At 65.5% G+C, this 15,025-nt stretch carries 14 protein-coding genes; 5 read left to right on the top strand and 9 right to left on the bottom strand.

Features of this window, described 5'->3' with window-relative positions; translation table 11 throughout:
- Positions 1-74: 74 nt before the first annotated feature.
- Together ACE3QM_RS06115 and ACE3QM_RS06110 are read right to left on the bottom strand one after the other, a co-directional pair.
- The gene (locus ACE3QM_RS06115) at positions 75-1,463 is read right to left on the bottom strand and encodes an aminopeptidase P family protein (protein WP_048411301.1); all 1,389 of its coding nucleotides are present in this window, start codon (positions 1,461-1,463) and stop codon (positions 75-77) included.
- Between the two features lie 103 nt (positions 1,464-1,566).
- Complete coding sequence (locus ACE3QM_RS06110; RefSeq protein ID WP_374420942.1) at positions 1,567-2,775, bottom strand: benzoate/H(+) symporter BenE family transporter; 1,209 nt, start codon at positions 2,773-2,775, stop codon at positions 1,567-1,569.
- A 116-nt stretch (positions 2,776-2,891) separates the two neighbouring features.
- On the opposite strand from ACE3QM_RS06110, the gene ACE3QM_RS06105 reads away from it, so the two are divergent.
- Complete coding sequence (locus ACE3QM_RS06105) at positions 2,892-4,325, top strand: PLP-dependent aminotransferase family protein (RefSeq protein ID WP_374420940.1); 1,434 nt, start codon at positions 2,892-2,894, stop codon at positions 4,323-4,325.
- Between the two features lie 64 nt (positions 4,326-4,389).
- On the opposite strand, the gene aroG is transcribed toward ACE3QM_RS06105, so the two are convergent.
- The 6 genes from aroG to ACE3QM_RS06075 form a co-directional block, all read right to left on the bottom strand.
- Positions 4,390-5,451 (bottom strand): 3-deoxy-7-phosphoheptulonate synthase AroG, encoded by a 1,062-nt coding sequence (aroG, locus tag ACE3QM_RS06100; protein ID WP_048411304.1) that lies wholly within the window; start codon positions 5,449-5,451, stop codon positions 4,390-4,392.
- A 230-nt stretch (positions 5,452-5,681) separates the two neighbouring features.
- On the bottom strand, positions 5,682-6,092 hold the full coding sequence (dksA, locus tag ACE3QM_RS06095; protein WP_019102526.1) for an RNA polymerase-binding protein DksA: 411 nt from the start codon (positions 6,090-6,092) through the stop codon (positions 5,682-5,684).
- A 285-nt stretch (positions 6,093-6,377) separates the two neighbouring features.
- Positions 6,378-6,683, bottom strand: a complete 306-nt coding sequence (locus ACE3QM_RS06090; RefSeq protein WP_048411305.1) for a c-type cytochrome — start codon at positions 6,681-6,683, stop codon at positions 6,378-6,380.
- Positions 6,684-6,775: 92 nt separating this feature from the next.
- Complete coding sequence (locus ACE3QM_RS06085) at positions 6,776-7,357, bottom strand: YggT family protein (RefSeq protein ID WP_048411306.1); 582 nt, start codon at positions 7,355-7,357, stop codon at positions 6,776-6,778.
- Between the two features lie 8 nt (positions 7,358-7,365).
- Positions 7,366-8,169 (bottom strand): pyrroline-5-carboxylate reductase, encoded by an 804-nt coding sequence (proC, locus tag ACE3QM_RS06080; RefSeq protein WP_374420935.1) that lies wholly within the window; start codon positions 8,167-8,169, stop codon positions 7,366-7,368.
- A gap of 52 nt (positions 8,170-8,221) precedes the next feature.
- The gene (locus tag ACE3QM_RS06075; RefSeq protein ID WP_374420934.1) at positions 8,222-8,914 is read right to left on the bottom strand and encodes a YggS family pyridoxal phosphate-dependent enzyme; all 693 of its coding nucleotides are present in this window, start codon (positions 8,912-8,914) and stop codon (positions 8,222-8,224) included.
- A gap of 247 nt (positions 8,915-9,161) precedes the next feature.
- Here ACE3QM_RS06075 and ACE3QM_RS06070 point away from each other — a divergent pair, with 247 nt between their 5' ends.
- Positions 9,162-10,199 carry a type IV pilus twitching motility protein PilT gene (locus ACE3QM_RS06070; RefSeq protein ID WP_048411309.1) on the top strand — a complete coding sequence of 346 codons (1,038 nt, stop codon included), beginning with the start codon at positions 9,162-9,164 and terminating at the stop codon, positions 10,197-10,199.
- Positions 10,200-10,244: 45 nt separating this feature from the next.
- A complete protein-coding gene (locus tag ACE3QM_RS06065; RefSeq protein WP_048411310.1) occupies positions 10,245-11,381 on the top strand; it encodes a PilT/PilU family type 4a pilus ATPase in 1,137 nt (378 codons plus the stop codon).
- 124 nt (positions 11,382-11,505) lie between these two features.
- Here the strand turns inward: ACE3QM_RS06065 and ACE3QM_RS06060 are convergent, their stop codons facing one another.
- Positions 11,506-12,081, bottom strand: coding sequence for a TetR/AcrR family transcriptional regulator (locus ACE3QM_RS06060; protein ID WP_231465161.1), 576 nt, complete (start codon positions 12,079-12,081; stop codon positions 11,506-11,508).
- A 273-nt stretch (positions 12,082-12,354) separates the two neighbouring features.
- Here ACE3QM_RS06060 and ACE3QM_RS06055 point away from each other — a divergent pair, with 273 nt between their 5' ends.
- The gene (locus ACE3QM_RS06055; protein ID WP_374420931.1) at positions 12,355-14,271 is read left to right on the top strand and encodes a diguanylate cyclase; all 1,917 of its coding nucleotides are present in this window, start codon (positions 12,355-12,357) and stop codon (positions 14,269-14,271) included.
- A gap of 34 nt (positions 14,272-14,305) precedes the next feature.
- Positions 14,306-15,016 carry a pseudouridine synthase gene (locus ACE3QM_RS06050; RefSeq protein ID WP_231581056.1) on the top strand — a complete coding sequence of 237 codons (711 nt, stop codon included), beginning with the start codon at positions 14,306-14,308 and terminating at the stop codon, positions 15,014-15,016.
- Positions 15,017-15,025 lie beyond the last annotated feature (9 nt).

Raw genomic sequence — 15,025 nt, 5'->3', positions numbered from 1 at the left:
GCGCCCTGGCCCGCGCGGCGTCCATATGGAAAAAGCCGCCCGTGGGCGGCTTTGAACCGGCGTGGCGGCTGGACTCAGCCGGCCATCGCGGCTTCGACTTCTTCCACCGTCTTGGGAATCGGCGCGCCCAGCACGCGGCTGCCGTCGGCGGTGATCAAGACATTGTCCTCGATGCGGATGCCGCCGAAGTCCTGGTATTCGCGGAATGTGTCGTAGTTGATGTACTGGCTGTGGCGGCCTTCGGCGGCCCAGGCTTCGATCAGCGCCGGGATGAAGTACATGCCGGGTTCCACCGTCACCACCATGCCGGCCAGCAGCGGCTTGCCCAGGCGCAGGTAGCCCAGGCCGAACAGCGGGCTGCGCTCGGTGTCCGCGCCATAGCCCACCAGGTCTTCGCCCAGGCCTTCCATATCGTGCACGTCCATGCCGATCTGATGGCCGAGGCCGTGCGGGAAGGCGATGGCGTAGGCGCCGGATTCAACGATGGCGTTGGCGTCGCCGCGGAAGAAGCCCAGCGCGCTCATTCTTTCCACCATCAGCCGCGCCGACAGCTTGTGCACGTCCAGATAGCGCACGCCCGGCTTCATCGCCTCGATGGCGGCCAGCTGCATGTCCAGCACGATGTTGTACAGTTCGCGCTGGCGCGGGCTGAACTTGCCGCCCACCGGGAAGGTGCGGGTGATGTCGCTGGCGTAGCCGCCGCCGGAGGTACAGCCGGTGTCGTTCAGCGCCAGGTCGCCGCTTTCCAGGCGGTTGTCGTGGTGATGGTTGTGCAGCACTTCGCCGCGGCGGGAGAAGATGGACGGATAGGCCAGCTGCCAGTCGCGGCGGCGCATGATGCCTTCCATCTCGCCCACCACTTCGTATTCCATCACGCCGGGCTTGGCGTGGCGCATCGCGGCGATGTGCATGTCGCGGGTCACCGCCAGCGCGGCTTCCATTTCGGCGATTTCCTCATCGCCCTTGATTTCGCGCAGCGCCACCACGGCATGGGTCAGCGGCGCGGAGAAGCCGTCCTTGACCTGGGCCGGATGAACGTCCAGCAGGCGGCCCATTTCGATCAGGGTTTCGCCGCGGTACGGCGCCAGGTAGTGCACGGCGCGGCCGGCGGCGCGCGCGGCGCTCAGCGCGGCGGCCAGGTCGGCGTAGCCGCGGCTGTGTGTCAGGCCGGCCAGCGCGGCGCGTTCGGCCAGGCTGGGCAGCGGGCCGGTCCAGACGATGTCGGCCACGTCCGGATCGTTGCCGAACAAGGTCGCTTCGCCGCTGTCGGCGTCGATGAGGCCGGCCAGGCCCGGCTCGTTCAGGCCGAAGAAATAACGGAAGCTGGAGTCCTGCACGAAGGGCAGGGTGTTGTCGTGGTAGTTCATCGGCGAATCGACATTGCCGACAAACAGCAGCAGGCCGGACAGGCCGGCCGCTTGCAGACGGGCGCGGCGTTGCGCGTATACGGTGGCAGCGAACATGGTTTCCTCGGGAGTGGGAAGGGTCCGCCCGGTGCTTGCCGTGCGGAATATTGTATCCAGTCCCTTAACTTATCATGCTGGCCGCCGCGCGGCCAGTGCCGGTTCAGCCGCGTTGGCGCGCGGCATCGGCGCTGGCGGGCCGGGCCTTGGCCGGGCGCAGGATCAAGGCCACCGCGCCGCCGGCCAGCAAGGCCCACAGCGGCGCGCCCAGGCCGGCGATGCTGACGCCGGAGGCGGCCACCACGAAGGTGATCAGCGCCGCCTCGCGGCGGCTTTCATCGCCCAGCGCCGCGCTCAGCGAGGACGCCAGGGTGCCGAACAGCGCCAGCCCGGCGGCGGTGGCCACCAGCGCCTTGGGCAGGGTCAGGATCAGGCTGGCCAGCGCGCCGCCGGCCACGCCCAGCGCCAGGTAGAGCAGGCCGCAGATCACGCCGGCCACGTAGCGGCGCTTGGGATCGGGGTGGGTTTCCGGCCCGGTGCAGATGGCGGCGGTGATCGCCGCCAGCACCACGCCGTGGCCGCCGAAGGGCGCGGTCAGCATGGACACCGCGCCCAGCAGCGATACCGGCGAGCGCGCCGGGATGTGGTAGCCGGAAGACGACAGCACCGCCATGCCGGGCAGGAATTGCCCGGTCAGCGCCACCAGCGCCAGCGGCAGCGCCAGGTTGAAGAAGGCGCTCCACGACCATTGTGGCGCGGTGAACAAGGGGCCGCCGTCGCCGCCATGGGCCGGCAGCGGCTGGAACAGGCCTTGCGCCGCCGCCAGCAGTAGGCCCAGCAAGATGGCGGCCGGCAGCGCGTAGCGCGGGAAGAAGCGGCGGCCGATGAAGAACAGCGCGGCCATGCTCACCACCAACAGCGGATCGTGGCTGGCGGCGCCGGCCAGCTCCGCGACGAAGCGGAACAGGATGCCGGCCAGCATCGCCGCCGCCAGCGCGGCGGGGAATACCTTCATCAGCCGGTCGAACAAGCCGCTGATGCCCAGCAGGGTGACGATGGCGGCGGCGGCCAGGTAGGCGCCCACCGCTTCTCCATAAGGCACGCCGGGCAGGGCCGCCAGCAGCAGCGCCGCGCCGGGGGTGCTCCAGGCGGTGATCACCGGGGCTTTCCAGCGCCAGGACAGCCACAGGCCGGCCACGCCGGAGCCGATGGACACCGCCCAGATCCAGGAGCCGAGTTGGGCCGGGGACAGGCCGGCGGACTGGGCGGCGTGGACGATGATGAGGAAGGGGCCGGAGTAGCCGACCAATAAGGCCAGCACCGCGGCCAGCGCGGCGGAGGGCGACAGGTCGCGCCAGAAGGTGGACGGCATGATGCGCTTTCTTGCGATGAAAAGTAGCGCCCAGCCTAACGCAGGCACGGGTCCGCGCCTTCCCACAGCCGGCGCAAACAGTTTATGCTGCGCCCAATCTGTTCTATATAACAGCGATGACTGATTCCCTGTATCTACGTATTGCCGCCGAGATCGCGCAGCGGCTGGATAGCGGCGCTTATCCGCCCGGCAGCCGGCTGCCCTCGGTGCGGCGCTTGGCCGCCGAACACGGCGTCAATGCGCTGACCGCGTTGGCGGCTTACCGCCACCTGGAGCGGCAGCAGCGCGTCAGCGCCCGTCCGCGCGCCGGTTTCTTCGCCGCCTTGCCCAGCCGCGCGCAATGGGCGAGCGCCGCCGCCAGCGGCGTGCCGTCGGCGGCGACCCTGGTGCGGGTGGACAGCCGCATGTCGCAATTGATCGAGTGGTCCGGCCTGGACATCGGTACCCAGTTGCACATGGCCGAAGCGCATGGCGGCATGTATCCGGCGGCGGCGCTGGCGCGCCGGCTGCAGCAGGCCTTGAGCGGCCGGCCGGAGTTGATCGGCGCCTATCTGCCGCGCGAGGAGCAGGCACGGCTGAACCGGCTGGTGTGCGAGCTGGCGGCGCAGTGGCAGCTGGCGCTGGAGCCGGACGCCATCCTGTTCACTCATGGCATCACCGAGGCGATCAGCCTGTCGCTGCGCTTGCTGACCCGGCCCGGCGACACGGTGGCGGTGGAGACGCCGGTGTACTTCGGCCTGTTGCAGACGCTGGAGACGCTGGGCTTGAAGGCGCTGGAAATCCCGTGCACGCCGGACGCCGGCCTGTCGCTGGAAGCGCTGGAGTTCGCGCTGCGCCATGGTCCGGCGCCGCGCTGCCTGGTGACGGTGACCAATTTCCAGAACCCCACCGGCGCGCTGATGCCGGACGAGGCCAAGAAGCGGCTGTTGCAGCTGGCTTACCGTCATGGCCTGACCATTATCGAGGACGATGTGTTCGGCGAGCTTTACTTCGGCGAGCAGCATCCGACGCCGCTGAAAGCCTGGGACAGCCGCGGCGAGGTGATCTATTGTTCCTCGTTCACCAAGAGCTTGGCGCCCTCGTTCCGCCTGGGCTGGCTGTCCGGCGGCCGCCATCACGCGGCGCTGGCGCGCTTGAGCAATAGCAGCAGCCTGGTGAGCTCGGCGCTGTATCTGGCGGTGTTGGCGGATATGCTGGCCGATGGCGATTACGCGCGCTTCGCCGCCCAGTTGCGGCGGCAATTGGCGCGCCAGATGCGCCAGCTGGCGGACGCGGTGCTGGCGGCCTTTCCCAAGGGCACGCGGCTGCGGCGGCCGCAGGGCGGGCTGCTGCTGTGGGTGGAATGTCCGGAAGGGCTGGACGCCGGCCGGCTGCTGGAGCGGGCGCTGGCCGAATCCATCAGCTTCGCGCCGGGGCTGGTGTTTTCCGCCGAGCCGCGCTTCGGCCATTGTCTGCGGCTGAACTTCGGCCAGCCGTGGTCGCCGGAACTGGAGCGGGCGATCCGCACGCTGGGGCGCTTGGCCGGCGAGCAATTGCGCGGCGGCGCCTGAAGCGCGCCGGAATGAAAAACGGCGGAGCCTGGCTCCGCCGTCATCTCCTGGCTGGCGCTGAAACTCAGTCCTTGCGCGCGCGGCGCGCCTTCACCGCGTTTGCCAGCGTGGTCAGCAGTTTTTCCGTGTCGTCCCAGCCGATGCAGGCGTCGGTGACGCTTTGGCCGTAGGTCAGCTCGCAGCCCGGTTTCAGGTCCTGACGGCCTTCCACCAGGTGGCTTTCCACCATCACGCCGAAGATATTGGCGTTGCCGGCGGCCAATTGGCCGGCGATGTCGTCGGCCACTTCCATCTGGCGGCGGTAGTCCTTGCGGCTGTTGGCGTGGCTGAAGTCGACCATCAGCTTTTGCGGCAGGCCCACGGAGACCAGTTCCGCCGCCGCGGCGCTGACGTGCTCGGCCGAGTAATTGGGTTCCTTGCCGCCGCGCAGGATCACGTGGCAGTCGGGGTTGCCGCCGGTGGAGACGATGGCGGAGTGGCCGGTCTTGGTCACCGACAGGAAATGGTGGGGCACGCTGGAGGAGCGGATGGCGTCCACGGCGATCTTCAGATTGCCGTCGGTGCCGTTCTTGAAGCCCACCGGGCAGGACAGGCCGGAGGCCAGTTCGCGGTGCACCTGGCTTTCGGTGGTGCGCGCGCCGATGGCGCCCCAGCTGATCAGGTCGGCGAAGTACTGCGGCGTGATCATGTCCAGGAATTCGGTGGCCGCCGGCATGCCCATGTCGTTCAGGGTCAGCAGCAGGCGGCGCGCGATGCGCAGGCCGCTGTTGATGTCGAAGGATTCGTTCAGCAGCGGGTCGTTGATCAGGCCTTTCCAGCCGACGGTGGTGCGCGGTTTTTCAAAGTAGACGCGCATCACCACCACCAGCTCCTGCGACAGCTGCTCGCGCAGCGGCGCCAGTTTCTTGGCGTACTCGATGGCGGCTTCGGTATCGTGGATGGAGCAGGGGCCGATCACCACCAGCAGGCGGTCGTCCTCGCCGCGCAACAGCGCGGAGATGTCGCGGCGGGTGGCGTAGATCACTTCCGAGGCTGCCTCGGTGATCGGCAGTTCGTACAGGTGGGCGATGGGCGGCAGCAGTTCCTTGATTTCGCGGATTCTGACGTCGTCGGTCTGGCGTTGCATAAAGCGTGTCCCTTGCTATTTCAGTTTTTGCATAGCAGCAAGATAACCGGATTCCACGACGCTAGACAAGCGGCCGGCGCGCTTTAAGGCGCTTGATTTTTTAAAGCGCGGGCTTAGACGCAGGCTATCGGCCCGGCGTTTATCCCTCTGTTTTTGCTGGGATTGCCGCGCGGCAATGAAAAACGCCCTGGCGCTAGCAGGGCGTTTTGCGTGGTGAAGCGCGCGGCGTGTCAGTCAGCGTACTGGCGCTTCATGCGTTCGCGGCGTTCCTGGGCTTCCACCGACAGCGTGGCGGTGGGGCGTGCCATCAGGCGGCGCAGGCCGATGGGCTCGCCGGTGTCTTCGCAGAAACCGTAGGAGCCGTCTTCGATCTGGCGCAGCGAGGCCTGGATCTTCTGCAGCAGCTTGCGCTCGCGGTCGCGGGTGCGCAGTTCCAGCGCGTATTCCTCTTCCAGCGTGGCGCGGTCGGCCGGGTCCGGAGTGGCTTCCTGCTCTTGCAGGTGGTTGGCGGTCGCATTTGCGTTAGAGAGCAACTCCTGCTGCATCTGCAACAACCGGTCTTTGAAAAACTCAAGATGGTCGGCGTTCATATAATCGTCGCCGGTCCAGTTGAGGATATCCTGTTCGGTTAGTTTGGCCATATTAGGTGCTTCCAGCATAGAGTTGGCAACAGGCGGAGAAGATTACCGGCGCCCCGCTATTTCTGCAACTGTCTTAGGCGCTTAGGTGATATTAACTCCCTGTTGCTGACAATCGGTATAGCGTTGTTTCACTCCGGTAACAAGCCTGAAGCATCGTTAAAAAGGGCATTGGCGCAAGGACCTTGGACATAAAATGTCCCAGGCAGTTCAAAGGCGGCAATCCGCCGCCTTTTTCCGGGATCCGGCGCGCCGGGGGGCGTGCCGGTTCTGCACTGCCTGGATGGCTTATTTCAGCGACAGCACCCACTTGGCCAGCGCGCGCAGATCCGCGTCCGGGATGCTCGGATGCGGGGTCATCGGCACCGGACCCCACACGCCGGAGCCGCCGTTCTTGATCTTGGCCATCAGCATGGCTTCCGCGCCTTTCTGGCCGGCGTACTTCTTGGCCACGTCCTTATAGGCCGGGCCGACGATCTTCTTGTCCACCGCATGACAGGCGGTGCAGCTGTATTTCTGCGCCAGTTGCAGATTGGCGAAGGCGGGTGTGGCGACGGCGCTCAGCAGGACGGCGGCGAGCAGTGCTTTTTTCATTGGAAGTCTCCTGTGTGGTGATGCAAATCGATTGCCAAATAGACGGCCGCAGCGGAGCGGCCGCAAAAAAATATGACAAATAACCTGAATTCCTACAGTACTACCTTGAGTTGGGTCAAGAAGCTTGCTTCCAGCATGCGCACCGGCAGCATCAGGATCACCTGGATGATCAGGAACAGCACCAGCGGCGACAGGTCGACGCCGCCGATATTGGCCTTGCGGAACGGGCGCAGAAAAGGCCGGGTCAGCGCGTCCAGCACCGGCATCAGCGGGTTGTAGGGGCTGACCCAGCTGAGCACGGCCTGCACGATGACGCTGCCCATCAGCAGGGTCAGCGATTGCTTGAACACCTCCAGCAGCGACAGCAGCGACAAGGCCACCCAGACCTGCGGAAAGGTGAACACTTCCGGCACCGAGCTGAGCAGGGTGACCAGCACATTGGCCAGCAGCGAGACCAGCCAGGCCAGCAGCATGGTGGCGCTGTCGTAGCCGCGCATCGCCGGCACCAGCTTGCGCAGGGGCAGCACCGCGAAATTGGTGGCCGCCATCACGAACTGGCACAACGGGTGTTTGAACGGCGCGCGTGCCACTTGCAGATAGAAGCGCAGCAGCAGCACCAGCACGAACAGGCCGGAAAGAGTGTGGATCAGAAAGCGCAAAGTGTCGAAGAACATGGCGTGGCTTAATCCTGGCTGAGTTGTTGGCCCATTTCGATGGAGCGGTCGCGGCAATCCATGGTGCCGGCGATGATGGCCTGCTTGACGTTTTCCGCCTCAAAGCGGGCGATGGCGCGCTCGGTGGTGCCGCCCTTGGACATCACATTGGTGCGCAAGGTGGCCACCGGCAACGGGCTTTGCTTGGCCAGCTCCACCGCGCCTTCGAAGGTGGCCAGCACCAGCCGGCGCGCCTCGGCTTCGGAAAAGCCGGTTTGCTGCGCCGCTTCCACCATGCTTTCGATGAAGTAGAACACATAGGCCGGGCCGCTGCCGGACACGGCGGTGATGTCGTCCATGCGCTGCTCGTTTTGCAGCCAGATGGTGATGCCGGCCGCCTGCATCACGGTGTTGGCGTCCTGGCGGTCGTCTTCGCTGACGCCGACCGAGGCGAACAGGCCGGACACGCCCTTGCCTATCATCGCCGGGGTATTGGGCATCACCCGCACCACGCGCTTGCTGTTCAGCCAGCGGCACAGCGCGTCCAGGCGGACGCCGGCGGCGATGGAGATCACCAGCGCGCCGTTCAGGCGCGGCGCCAGTTCCAGGCACAACTCGCGCAGATGCTGGGGCTTGACCGCCAGCAGCACGATGTCGCCGATGCCGAAGGCTTCCGGCAAGGCCGCGCCGCCGCTGACGCCGTAGGCCTGCTGCAGGCGCGCCACTTTGTCGGCGTCGGGATCCACCACGTGGATGCGATGCGCCGCCTGCTTGATCAGGCCGGCGATGATGGCGTTGGCCATATTGCCGCCGCCGATGAAGGTAATCCGCATGATTTTTCCTTATAAACCGACCTGAGCGTCTGTGCGTTCAGGCCGATGTCATTCAATGATAATGGCGCGCGCCGAAAATGGCGGTGCCTATCCGCACCATGGTCGCGCCCTCGGCGACGGCGACGGCCAGGTCGGCCGACATGCCCATCGACAAGGTGTCCAGCGCCAGGCCCTCGGCCGCCAGCTGCTGTTGCAGCCGGCTCAGCAGCGCGAACTGCGCCGCCAGCCGCGTGGCGTCTTCGGTGGGTTCCGGGATGCACATCAGGCCGCGCAGCGCGAGCCGCGGCAGCGCCGCCACCGCGCGCGCCAGCTCCAGCGCCTGCTCCGGCGCGCAGCCGCTCTTGCTGGCTTCGCCGGACACATTCACCTGAATGCACACATTCAGCGGTGGCAGCGCCTCCGGCCGCTGCGCCGACAAGCGCTCGGCGATTTTCAGCCGTTCCACCGAGTGGACCCAGTGCGCGAGCTCCGCCACCGGGCGGGTTTTATTGGATTGCAGCGGGCCGATGAAGTGCCATTCGATGTCGAGCGCGGCCAGTTCCGCGCATTTCTGCTGCAACTCCTGCACATAGTTTTCCCCGAAGGCGCGCTGGCCGGCAAGATAGGCTTGCTGGACATCGGCGGCGGGAAAGGTTTTGCTGACCGCCAGCAACTGCGCCGAGCCGGCCGGCCGGCCGGCGGCGCGTTCCGCGTCCGCCAGGCGCTGGCGGACATGCTGCAAGGCTAGGGTGATGGATTCTGTCATGGCGTCGAGAAGTCGTGTGCCGCGGGCCTTGCGGCTTGTTGCCCGGGGCTGGGGTTTCTACAAAGAAGCATGGCCGCGCATCTTTAAAATAATATGGGGTGGCTGCGATATCCCAAATGGCTGAGTTGAGCTTACAATCAGCGCCGGGGCCTGCCGCGCCGGACTGGCGGTTCCGCATCTTTAGCAGCATGAAGCCGCCTAGCGCGTGCAAGCATGGCGGCGGCGCAGTCATCGTGGAGATTATATTATGGAAATTTCGGAGCTCTTGGCCTTTACGGTCAAGAACAAGGCATCCGACCTGCATCTGTCCGCCGGGCTGCCGCCGATGATCCGGGTGAACGGCGATATCCGCCGCATCAACCTGCCGCCGATGGACCATCATGATGTACACGATATGGTGTACGACATCATGAACGATTACCAGCGCAAAATCTTCGAAGACACCTTCGAATGCGACTTTTCCTTCGACCTGCCCGGCATCGCCCGCTTCCGCGTCAACTCCTTCGTGCAGAACCGCGGCATGGGCGCGGTGTTCCGGGTGATTCCGTCCAAGGTGCTGTCGCTGGAACAGCTGGGCGCGCCCAAGATCTTCCAGGAAATCGCTTCGTTTCCGCGCGGGCTGGTGCTGGTGACCGGCCCCACCGGTTCCGGCAAATCCACCACGCTGGCGGCGATGATAGATTTCATCAACGATAACCATTTCTCCCACATCCTGACGGTGGAAGATCCGATCGAATTCGTCCACGACAGCAAGAAATGCCTGATCAACCAGCGCGAGCTGGGCTTGCAGACCCACAGCTTCTCCAATGCGTTGAAATCGGCGCTGCGCGAAGACCCGGACGTGATCCTGGTGGGCGAATTGCGCGATCTGGAAACCATACGCCTGGCGCTGACCGCGGCGGAAACCGGCCACCTGGTGTTCGGCACCCTGCATACCAGCTCCGCCGCCAAGACCATAGACCGTATCGTCGATGTGTTCCCGGCCGGCGAAAAGGAGATGGTGCGTTCCATGTTGTCGGAATCGGTGCGCGCGGTGATCGCCCAGACCCTGCTCAAGACCAAGGACGGCAACGGCCGGGTGGCGGCGCATGAAATCATGCTCGGCACCCCGGCCATCCGCAACCTGATCCGCGAGAACAAGATCGCCCAGATCAATTCGATGATACAGACCGGCCAGCAGCATGGCATGCAGACGCTGGACCAGTGCCTGCAGGAACTGGTGCGGCGCAATATGGTGTCGCCGGCGGACGCCAGGCAAAAGGCCGCCAACAAGGATCAATTCTGAGCGGGCGCTGCTCTACACTGAAATTGTGACTCGCGGGACCGCATCATGGAAAAAGACCAGGCTTCCAAGTTCATACTGGATCTGCTCAAACACGCCACCGGCAAGAACGCCTCCGATGTCTTCATCGCCGCCGATTTCCCGCCGGCGATGAAGATAGACGGCAAAATCACCCCGGTGGCGCCGCAACCCTTGTCCGCCCAGCACACCAAGGAGCTGGTGCGCGCGGTGATGAACGACCGCCAGACCGAGGAGTTCGAGTCCAAGAAGGAGGCCAATTTCGCGATCAACCCGCCAGGCCTGGGGCGTTTCCGTGTCAGCGCCTTCGTGCAGCAGGGCCATGCCGGCATGGTGCTGCGCAAGATCAACACCGAAATCCCCACCTTCGACCAACTCAACCTGCCGCATGTGCTGCGCGACATCGCGCTGATCAAGCGCGGGCTGGTGATCTTCGTCGGCGGCACCGGCTCCGGCAAATCCACCTCGCTGGCGGCGCTGGTGGACTGGCGCAACAGCCATAACCACGATCACATCATCACCATCGAAGATCCGATCGAATACGTGCACCAGCACAAGAAATCCATCGTCACCCAGCGCGAAGTGGGCGTGGATACCGAGGACTGGGACATCGCGCTGAAGAACACCCTGCGCCAAGCGCCGGACGTGATCCTGATGGGCGAGATCCGCGACCGCGAAACCATGGGCTACGGCCTGCAGTTCGCCGAAACCGGCCATTTGTGCCTGGCCACGCTGCACGCCAACAACGCCAACCAGGCGCTGGACCGCATCCTCAACTTCTTTCCGGAAGAACGCCACCAACAGGTGCTGATGGACTTGTCGCTGAACATGCGCTCCATCATCTCCCAGCGGCTGGTGCCGATCAAAACCGGGCGCGGCCGGGTGGCGGCGGTGGAAATCCTGCTCAACAGCCCGCTGGTGTCCGACATGATCTTCAAGGGCGAGATCGCCGGCTTGAAGGAAGTAATGGGGCGCTCGCGCGAGAGCGGCATGCAGACTTTCGACCAGTCCTTGTTCGAGCTGTACGAGGAGGACCTGATCAGCTACGAGGACGCGCTGCGCAACGCGGACTCCATCAACGACCTGCGGCTGAAGATCAAGCTGTACAGCGAGGGCTCCAAGTCGCGCGATCCGCTGGAAGGCATCGACCACCTCGACATCGTTTGACCGCCTGTAGCGAGCCGCCAACGCAAGGACGGATGCCGCGTTGCGCCGGCTTGCCTCAATGCCGAATCTGACTTCAGTTATCCACGCTTGGCATCCGCGCTGCCGCGGCATGCGCCAGCGCGGCTCACAGCTCCAGCGCGGCGGTGGCGGTTTGCAGCAGCCGGTCGGACAGCGTCTCGTCCGCAGTGGCGCGCGACAACAGCAGCGCGCCCACCATCAGCGCCAGACAGGCCTCGGGCGCCAGCGCCGGCCGCGCGCCGGCGGCGGTGTCGCATTGCTGCGCTTGCCGCAGCGTGTGCAGCAAGGCCTGTAGTCCTTCGGAAAAGGCCTGGCGCGTGGGTTTGTCGTGGCGGGCCAACTCGCCGGCCAGCGCGGCGGCGGCGCAGCCGGAATCCGGGAAGTCCCGATGCGCGGCGCTCAGGTAGTCCTTGGCCAGCCGCTTCACCCCGGCGCCGCTGGGTGCCTGCTCCAACTGCGCCTGCCAGATCTCGTTCATGTCCAGCAGCGCCTGGCGACAGGACTGGGCCACCAGATCGTCCTTGCTGTGGAAATGGGCGTAGAAGCCGCCATGAGTCAGGCCCAGATCGGCCATCAGATTGGCGATGCCGACGTTGGCGACGCCCTCGGCGCGAAAACGCAGCGCGGCCATGGTCAGAATCCGCTGTCGGGTTTCGGTCTTGTGGCTTGAGCTGTAACGCATCGTAGACCTTCCTGTTGAGGGCCGGGCATGGGACAGCGACGGCGTGGTGATTCCGTTTTAGATGATAACTATCATTTCTTCAATCGCGATGTGAATCAGCAAGATAGGATGCGCATAAAAATCCCGGCGGCGCGGCGGATTTAGTCCAATATTATTTATATCGACTAAAATTTCCGCGTTTTCGAGCCGGCTTGCAACCAAGGATGGCGGCCGGGCGAAACGCAAATCCCAGCGTTCGCCGGCAGCCGCGGCCGCGCGCTGGCGGAGACCGGCATGCAACAGCGGGACCAGCCCATCGTGGCCTTAGGCGCGGCCACAACGCGGCAATTGGGCGTGACCATCGCCTATTGGGGGCTGGCGCGGCTATTGATGGCCGGCTTCATGACCGAGGACAACTGGCTGACGCCGGCCTGGTTTCCGGCCGGGCTGGCGCTGGCGGTGGTTTTGCGCGGCGGGCAGCGCTATGGCCTTGGGCTGTTCGCCGGCTCGCTGGCCTTCAGTCTGCTGTCGCGGGAACTGGCGCTGGCGGATGCCTTGCTGATTGCCGGAGCCAATGCGGTGGGCAGCCTGCTGGGTGCCTTGCTGGTGCGCTACCGCTGCGGCGGCCGCCTGCCCTTGCGCAGCCTGCCCCATGTGCTGGCCTTCATTGCCGGCGCGGCGCTGGCAGCTACCGTATCCGCTCTGGGCGGCACCGCGGCCCAACTGCATGGCCAGGCGCAGCCGCTGCTGCCGTTGGGCCATCACTTCGTCGCCTGGTGGCTGGCCGATCTGGCCGGCGTGTTCTGTCTGGCGCCTTTCCTGTTGCTGCTGCGCTGGCCCAGCGGCGGCGAAGGACATGGCGGACGCGGCTCGCTGGACGGGCTGATCGCCTGGCTGACGCTGCTGGCGGCCGGCCTGGCGCTGCTGGGCATAGACGACAGTTCCGGCCGCTATGCCGCGCTGCCATATTGCTTCAGCCTGCCGCTGCTGTGGTTCGCCTTCCGCCAGCGCTTGCGGCTGGCGCATGGACTGTCGCTGGGCATTTTGTCGCTGGCGCTGCTGGGCGGGGTGTTGGGGCGTGGCGCCTTCGGTCATGGCGCGCAGGCCTTGCTGACCATCAGCATGATGATGTTGATCCAGACCACCACCTTGCTGGTGTTCGGCGCGCTGGCGGTGGAACTGCGCCGTTCCGAGGCGCGGCTGCGCGGCGTCAACCGCCAGTTGGAAGCCAAGGTGAGCGCTCGCACCCGCGAACTGGCGGACAGCGAGGCCAGGTTGCGGCTGATGGCGGATGCCGCGCCGTTCCCGCTGGCGATGAACCGCTTGCATGGCGGCGAGCTGATCTACGCCAATGCGCGCGCCGAGGAGTTGTTCCGCGATCATCTGGCGCCGGAGCGGTCGTTGCGGGTACAGGATTTCTATGTCGACCCGGCCGAGCGCGAGCGGGTATCGGCGCTGCTGCGCCTGGGCGGTTGCGTCAGCGATCGCGAAGTGAGGTTGCGCGCCGCCGACGGCCGTGAATTCTGGGCGCTGATTTCCTGTTCCGTGGTCAAGGCCGACGATGGCTGGTGCGTGATCAACGGCATTAACGATATCAGCGAGCGCAAGCGCCTGGAGCAGGATTTGCTGCAGGCCAATCGGGCGCTGCGCCAGAACCTGAGCGAGATCGAAACCCTGCAGCAAGGGCTGCGCGAACAGGCGCTGCGCGATCCGTTGACCGGGCTGTTCAACCGCCGTCATCTGGACGATATCCTGCCGCGCATCCTCAGCCATATGCTGGCCTTGCACCGCGATGTGGCGGTGCTGATGATAGATGCCGACCATTTCAAGCGCATCAACGACAACTACGGCCACCCCTGCGGCGACGCGGTGCTGACCGCCTTGGCCGCCCACTTGAGCGATGCCTTCCGCAGCGGCGACATCGTCTGCCGCTACGGCGGCGAGGAATTCTTCGTGCTGCTGCCGGGAGCGTCGCTGGACGCGGCCTATGCCAAGGCGCAGCAGCTGTGCTGCGAAGTGCGCGCGCTGCCCATCGTCGCCCTGGGCCAGCCGCTGAGCATCACGCTATCGGTGGGCCTGGCCTTGAGCCCCTTGCACGGCGTCGACGCCGTCAGCGTGGTCAGGGCGGCCGACGCCGCCTTGTACCGCGCCAAGAAGGAAGGGCGCGACCGGGTGTGCGTGGCCGATCCGGCGCGGCCGCTGGTGTCCTGAGGCCGGGGCGCGCAGGTCGGTGTGCTACCATCCGATGATGGAACTTTACCGACTATTGCAGCAACAAGGCTTCGGCGGCCGCAAGGAATGCCGGCAGCTGATCGACTACGGCCTGGTCGAACTCAATGGCGAGATCGTCGACAACTACCGTCAGCAAGTGGAACTGGCCGATATCCGGCAGCTGGTGGTGGACGACAAGCCCTGGGAGGTGGTGACCGGCCCGCTCTACCTGCTGTTTCACAAGCCGCCCAATTACGAAACCTCGCACAAGCCGCAGCACAATCCGGGCATCTACCGGCTGCTGCCTTATCAGTTCGGCAATCTGGGCATCACCGCGGTGGGCCGGCTGGACGTGGACACCACCGGCCTGATCTTGCTGACCAACGACGGCCAGTTCGTGCACGCGCTCAGCTCGCCCAAGAAGCTGGTGCCCAAGTGCTATCAGGTCACGTTGAAGCACGCGGCCAGCGAGGAATTCATCGCCAAGCTGCAAAGCGGGGTCTATCTGAACGACGAAGGCGCGGAGTTCGCCGCCGACAGCATAGAGCAGCTGGACAGCCACGTGATCCTGCTCACCATCACCCAGGGCAAGTACCACCAGGTCAAGCGCATGGTGGCGGCGGCCAGCAACCGGGTGGAACAGCTGCACCGCATCAGCCTGGGCGAGGTGACGCTGGGCGAATTGCCTCAGGGCGAATGGCGGCATCTTAGCGCGGAAGAGCTGGCCAGCCTGGGCTGGACCTGAGCGGAACGG

Origin of the sequence: Chromobacterium sp., from assembly GCF_041912965.1 — a bacterium.
In the GTDB taxonomy this organism is placed as follows: Bacteria; Pseudomonadota; Gammaproteobacteria; order Burkholderiales; family Chromobacteriaceae; genus Chromobacterium; species Chromobacterium aquaticum.
The sequence above is the reverse complement of the archived record's forward strand: the minus strand, read 5'-3'. Positions and strand labels throughout refer to the sequence as shown.

What these genes read in the sequence shown, in the direction of transcription:
- proC (WP_374420935.1), bottom strand. Translation starts at nt 8,169, where the DNA reads ATGCGGATTACCTTCATCGGCGGCGGCAATATGGCCAACGCCATCATC.
- ACE3QM_RS06060 (WP_231465161.1), bottom strand. Translation starts at nt 12,081, where the DNA reads ATGCGTTACAGCTCAAGCCACAAGACCGAAACCCGACAGCGGATTCTG.
- aroG (WP_048411304.1), bottom strand. Translation starts at nt 5,451, where the DNA reads ATGCAACGCCAGACCGACGACGTCAGAATCCGCGAAATCAAGGAACTG.
- ACE3QM_RS06065 (WP_048411310.1), top strand. Translation starts at nt 10,245, where the DNA reads ATGGAAAAAGACCAGGCTTCCAAGTTCATACTGGATCTGCTCAAACAC.
- dksA (WP_019102526.1), bottom strand. Translation starts at nt 6,092, where the DNA reads ATGGCCAAACTAACCGAACAGGATATCCTCAACTGGACCGGCGACGAT.
- ACE3QM_RS06115 (WP_048411301.1), bottom strand. Translation starts at nt 1,463, where the DNA reads ATGTTCGCTGCCACCGTATACGCGCAACGCCGCGCCCGTCTGCAAGCG.
- ACE3QM_RS06070 (WP_048411309.1), top strand. Translation starts at nt 9,162, where the DNA reads ATGGAAATTTCGGAGCTCTTGGCCTTTACGGTCAAGAACAAGGCATCC.
- ACE3QM_RS06110 (WP_374420942.1), bottom strand. Translation starts at nt 2,775, where the DNA reads ATGCCGTCCACCTTCTGGCGCGACCTGTCGCCCTCCGCCGCGCTGGCC.
- ACE3QM_RS06050 (WP_231581056.1), top strand. Translation starts at nt 14,306, where the DNA reads ATGATGGAACTTTACCGACTATTGCAGCAACAAGGCTTCGGCGGCCGC.
- ACE3QM_RS06090 (WP_048411305.1), bottom strand. Translation starts at nt 6,683, where the DNA reads ATGAAAAAAGCACTGCTCGCCGCCGTCCTGCTGAGCGCCGTCGCCACA.
- ACE3QM_RS06105 (WP_374420940.1), top strand. Translation starts at nt 2,892, where the DNA reads ATGACTGATTCCCTGTATCTACGTATTGCCGCCGAGATCGCGCAGCGG.
- ACE3QM_RS06075 (WP_374420934.1), bottom strand. Translation starts at nt 8,914, where the DNA reads ATGACAGAATCCATCACCCTAGCCTTGCAGCATGTCCGCCAGCGCCTG.
- ACE3QM_RS06055 (WP_374420931.1), top strand. Translation starts at nt 12,355, where the DNA reads ATGCAACAGCGGGACCAGCCCATCGTGGCCTTAGGCGCGGCCACAACG.
- ACE3QM_RS06085 (WP_048411306.1), bottom strand. Translation starts at nt 7,357, where the DNA reads ATGTTCTTCGACACTTTGCGCTTTCTGATCCACACTCTTTCCGGCCTG.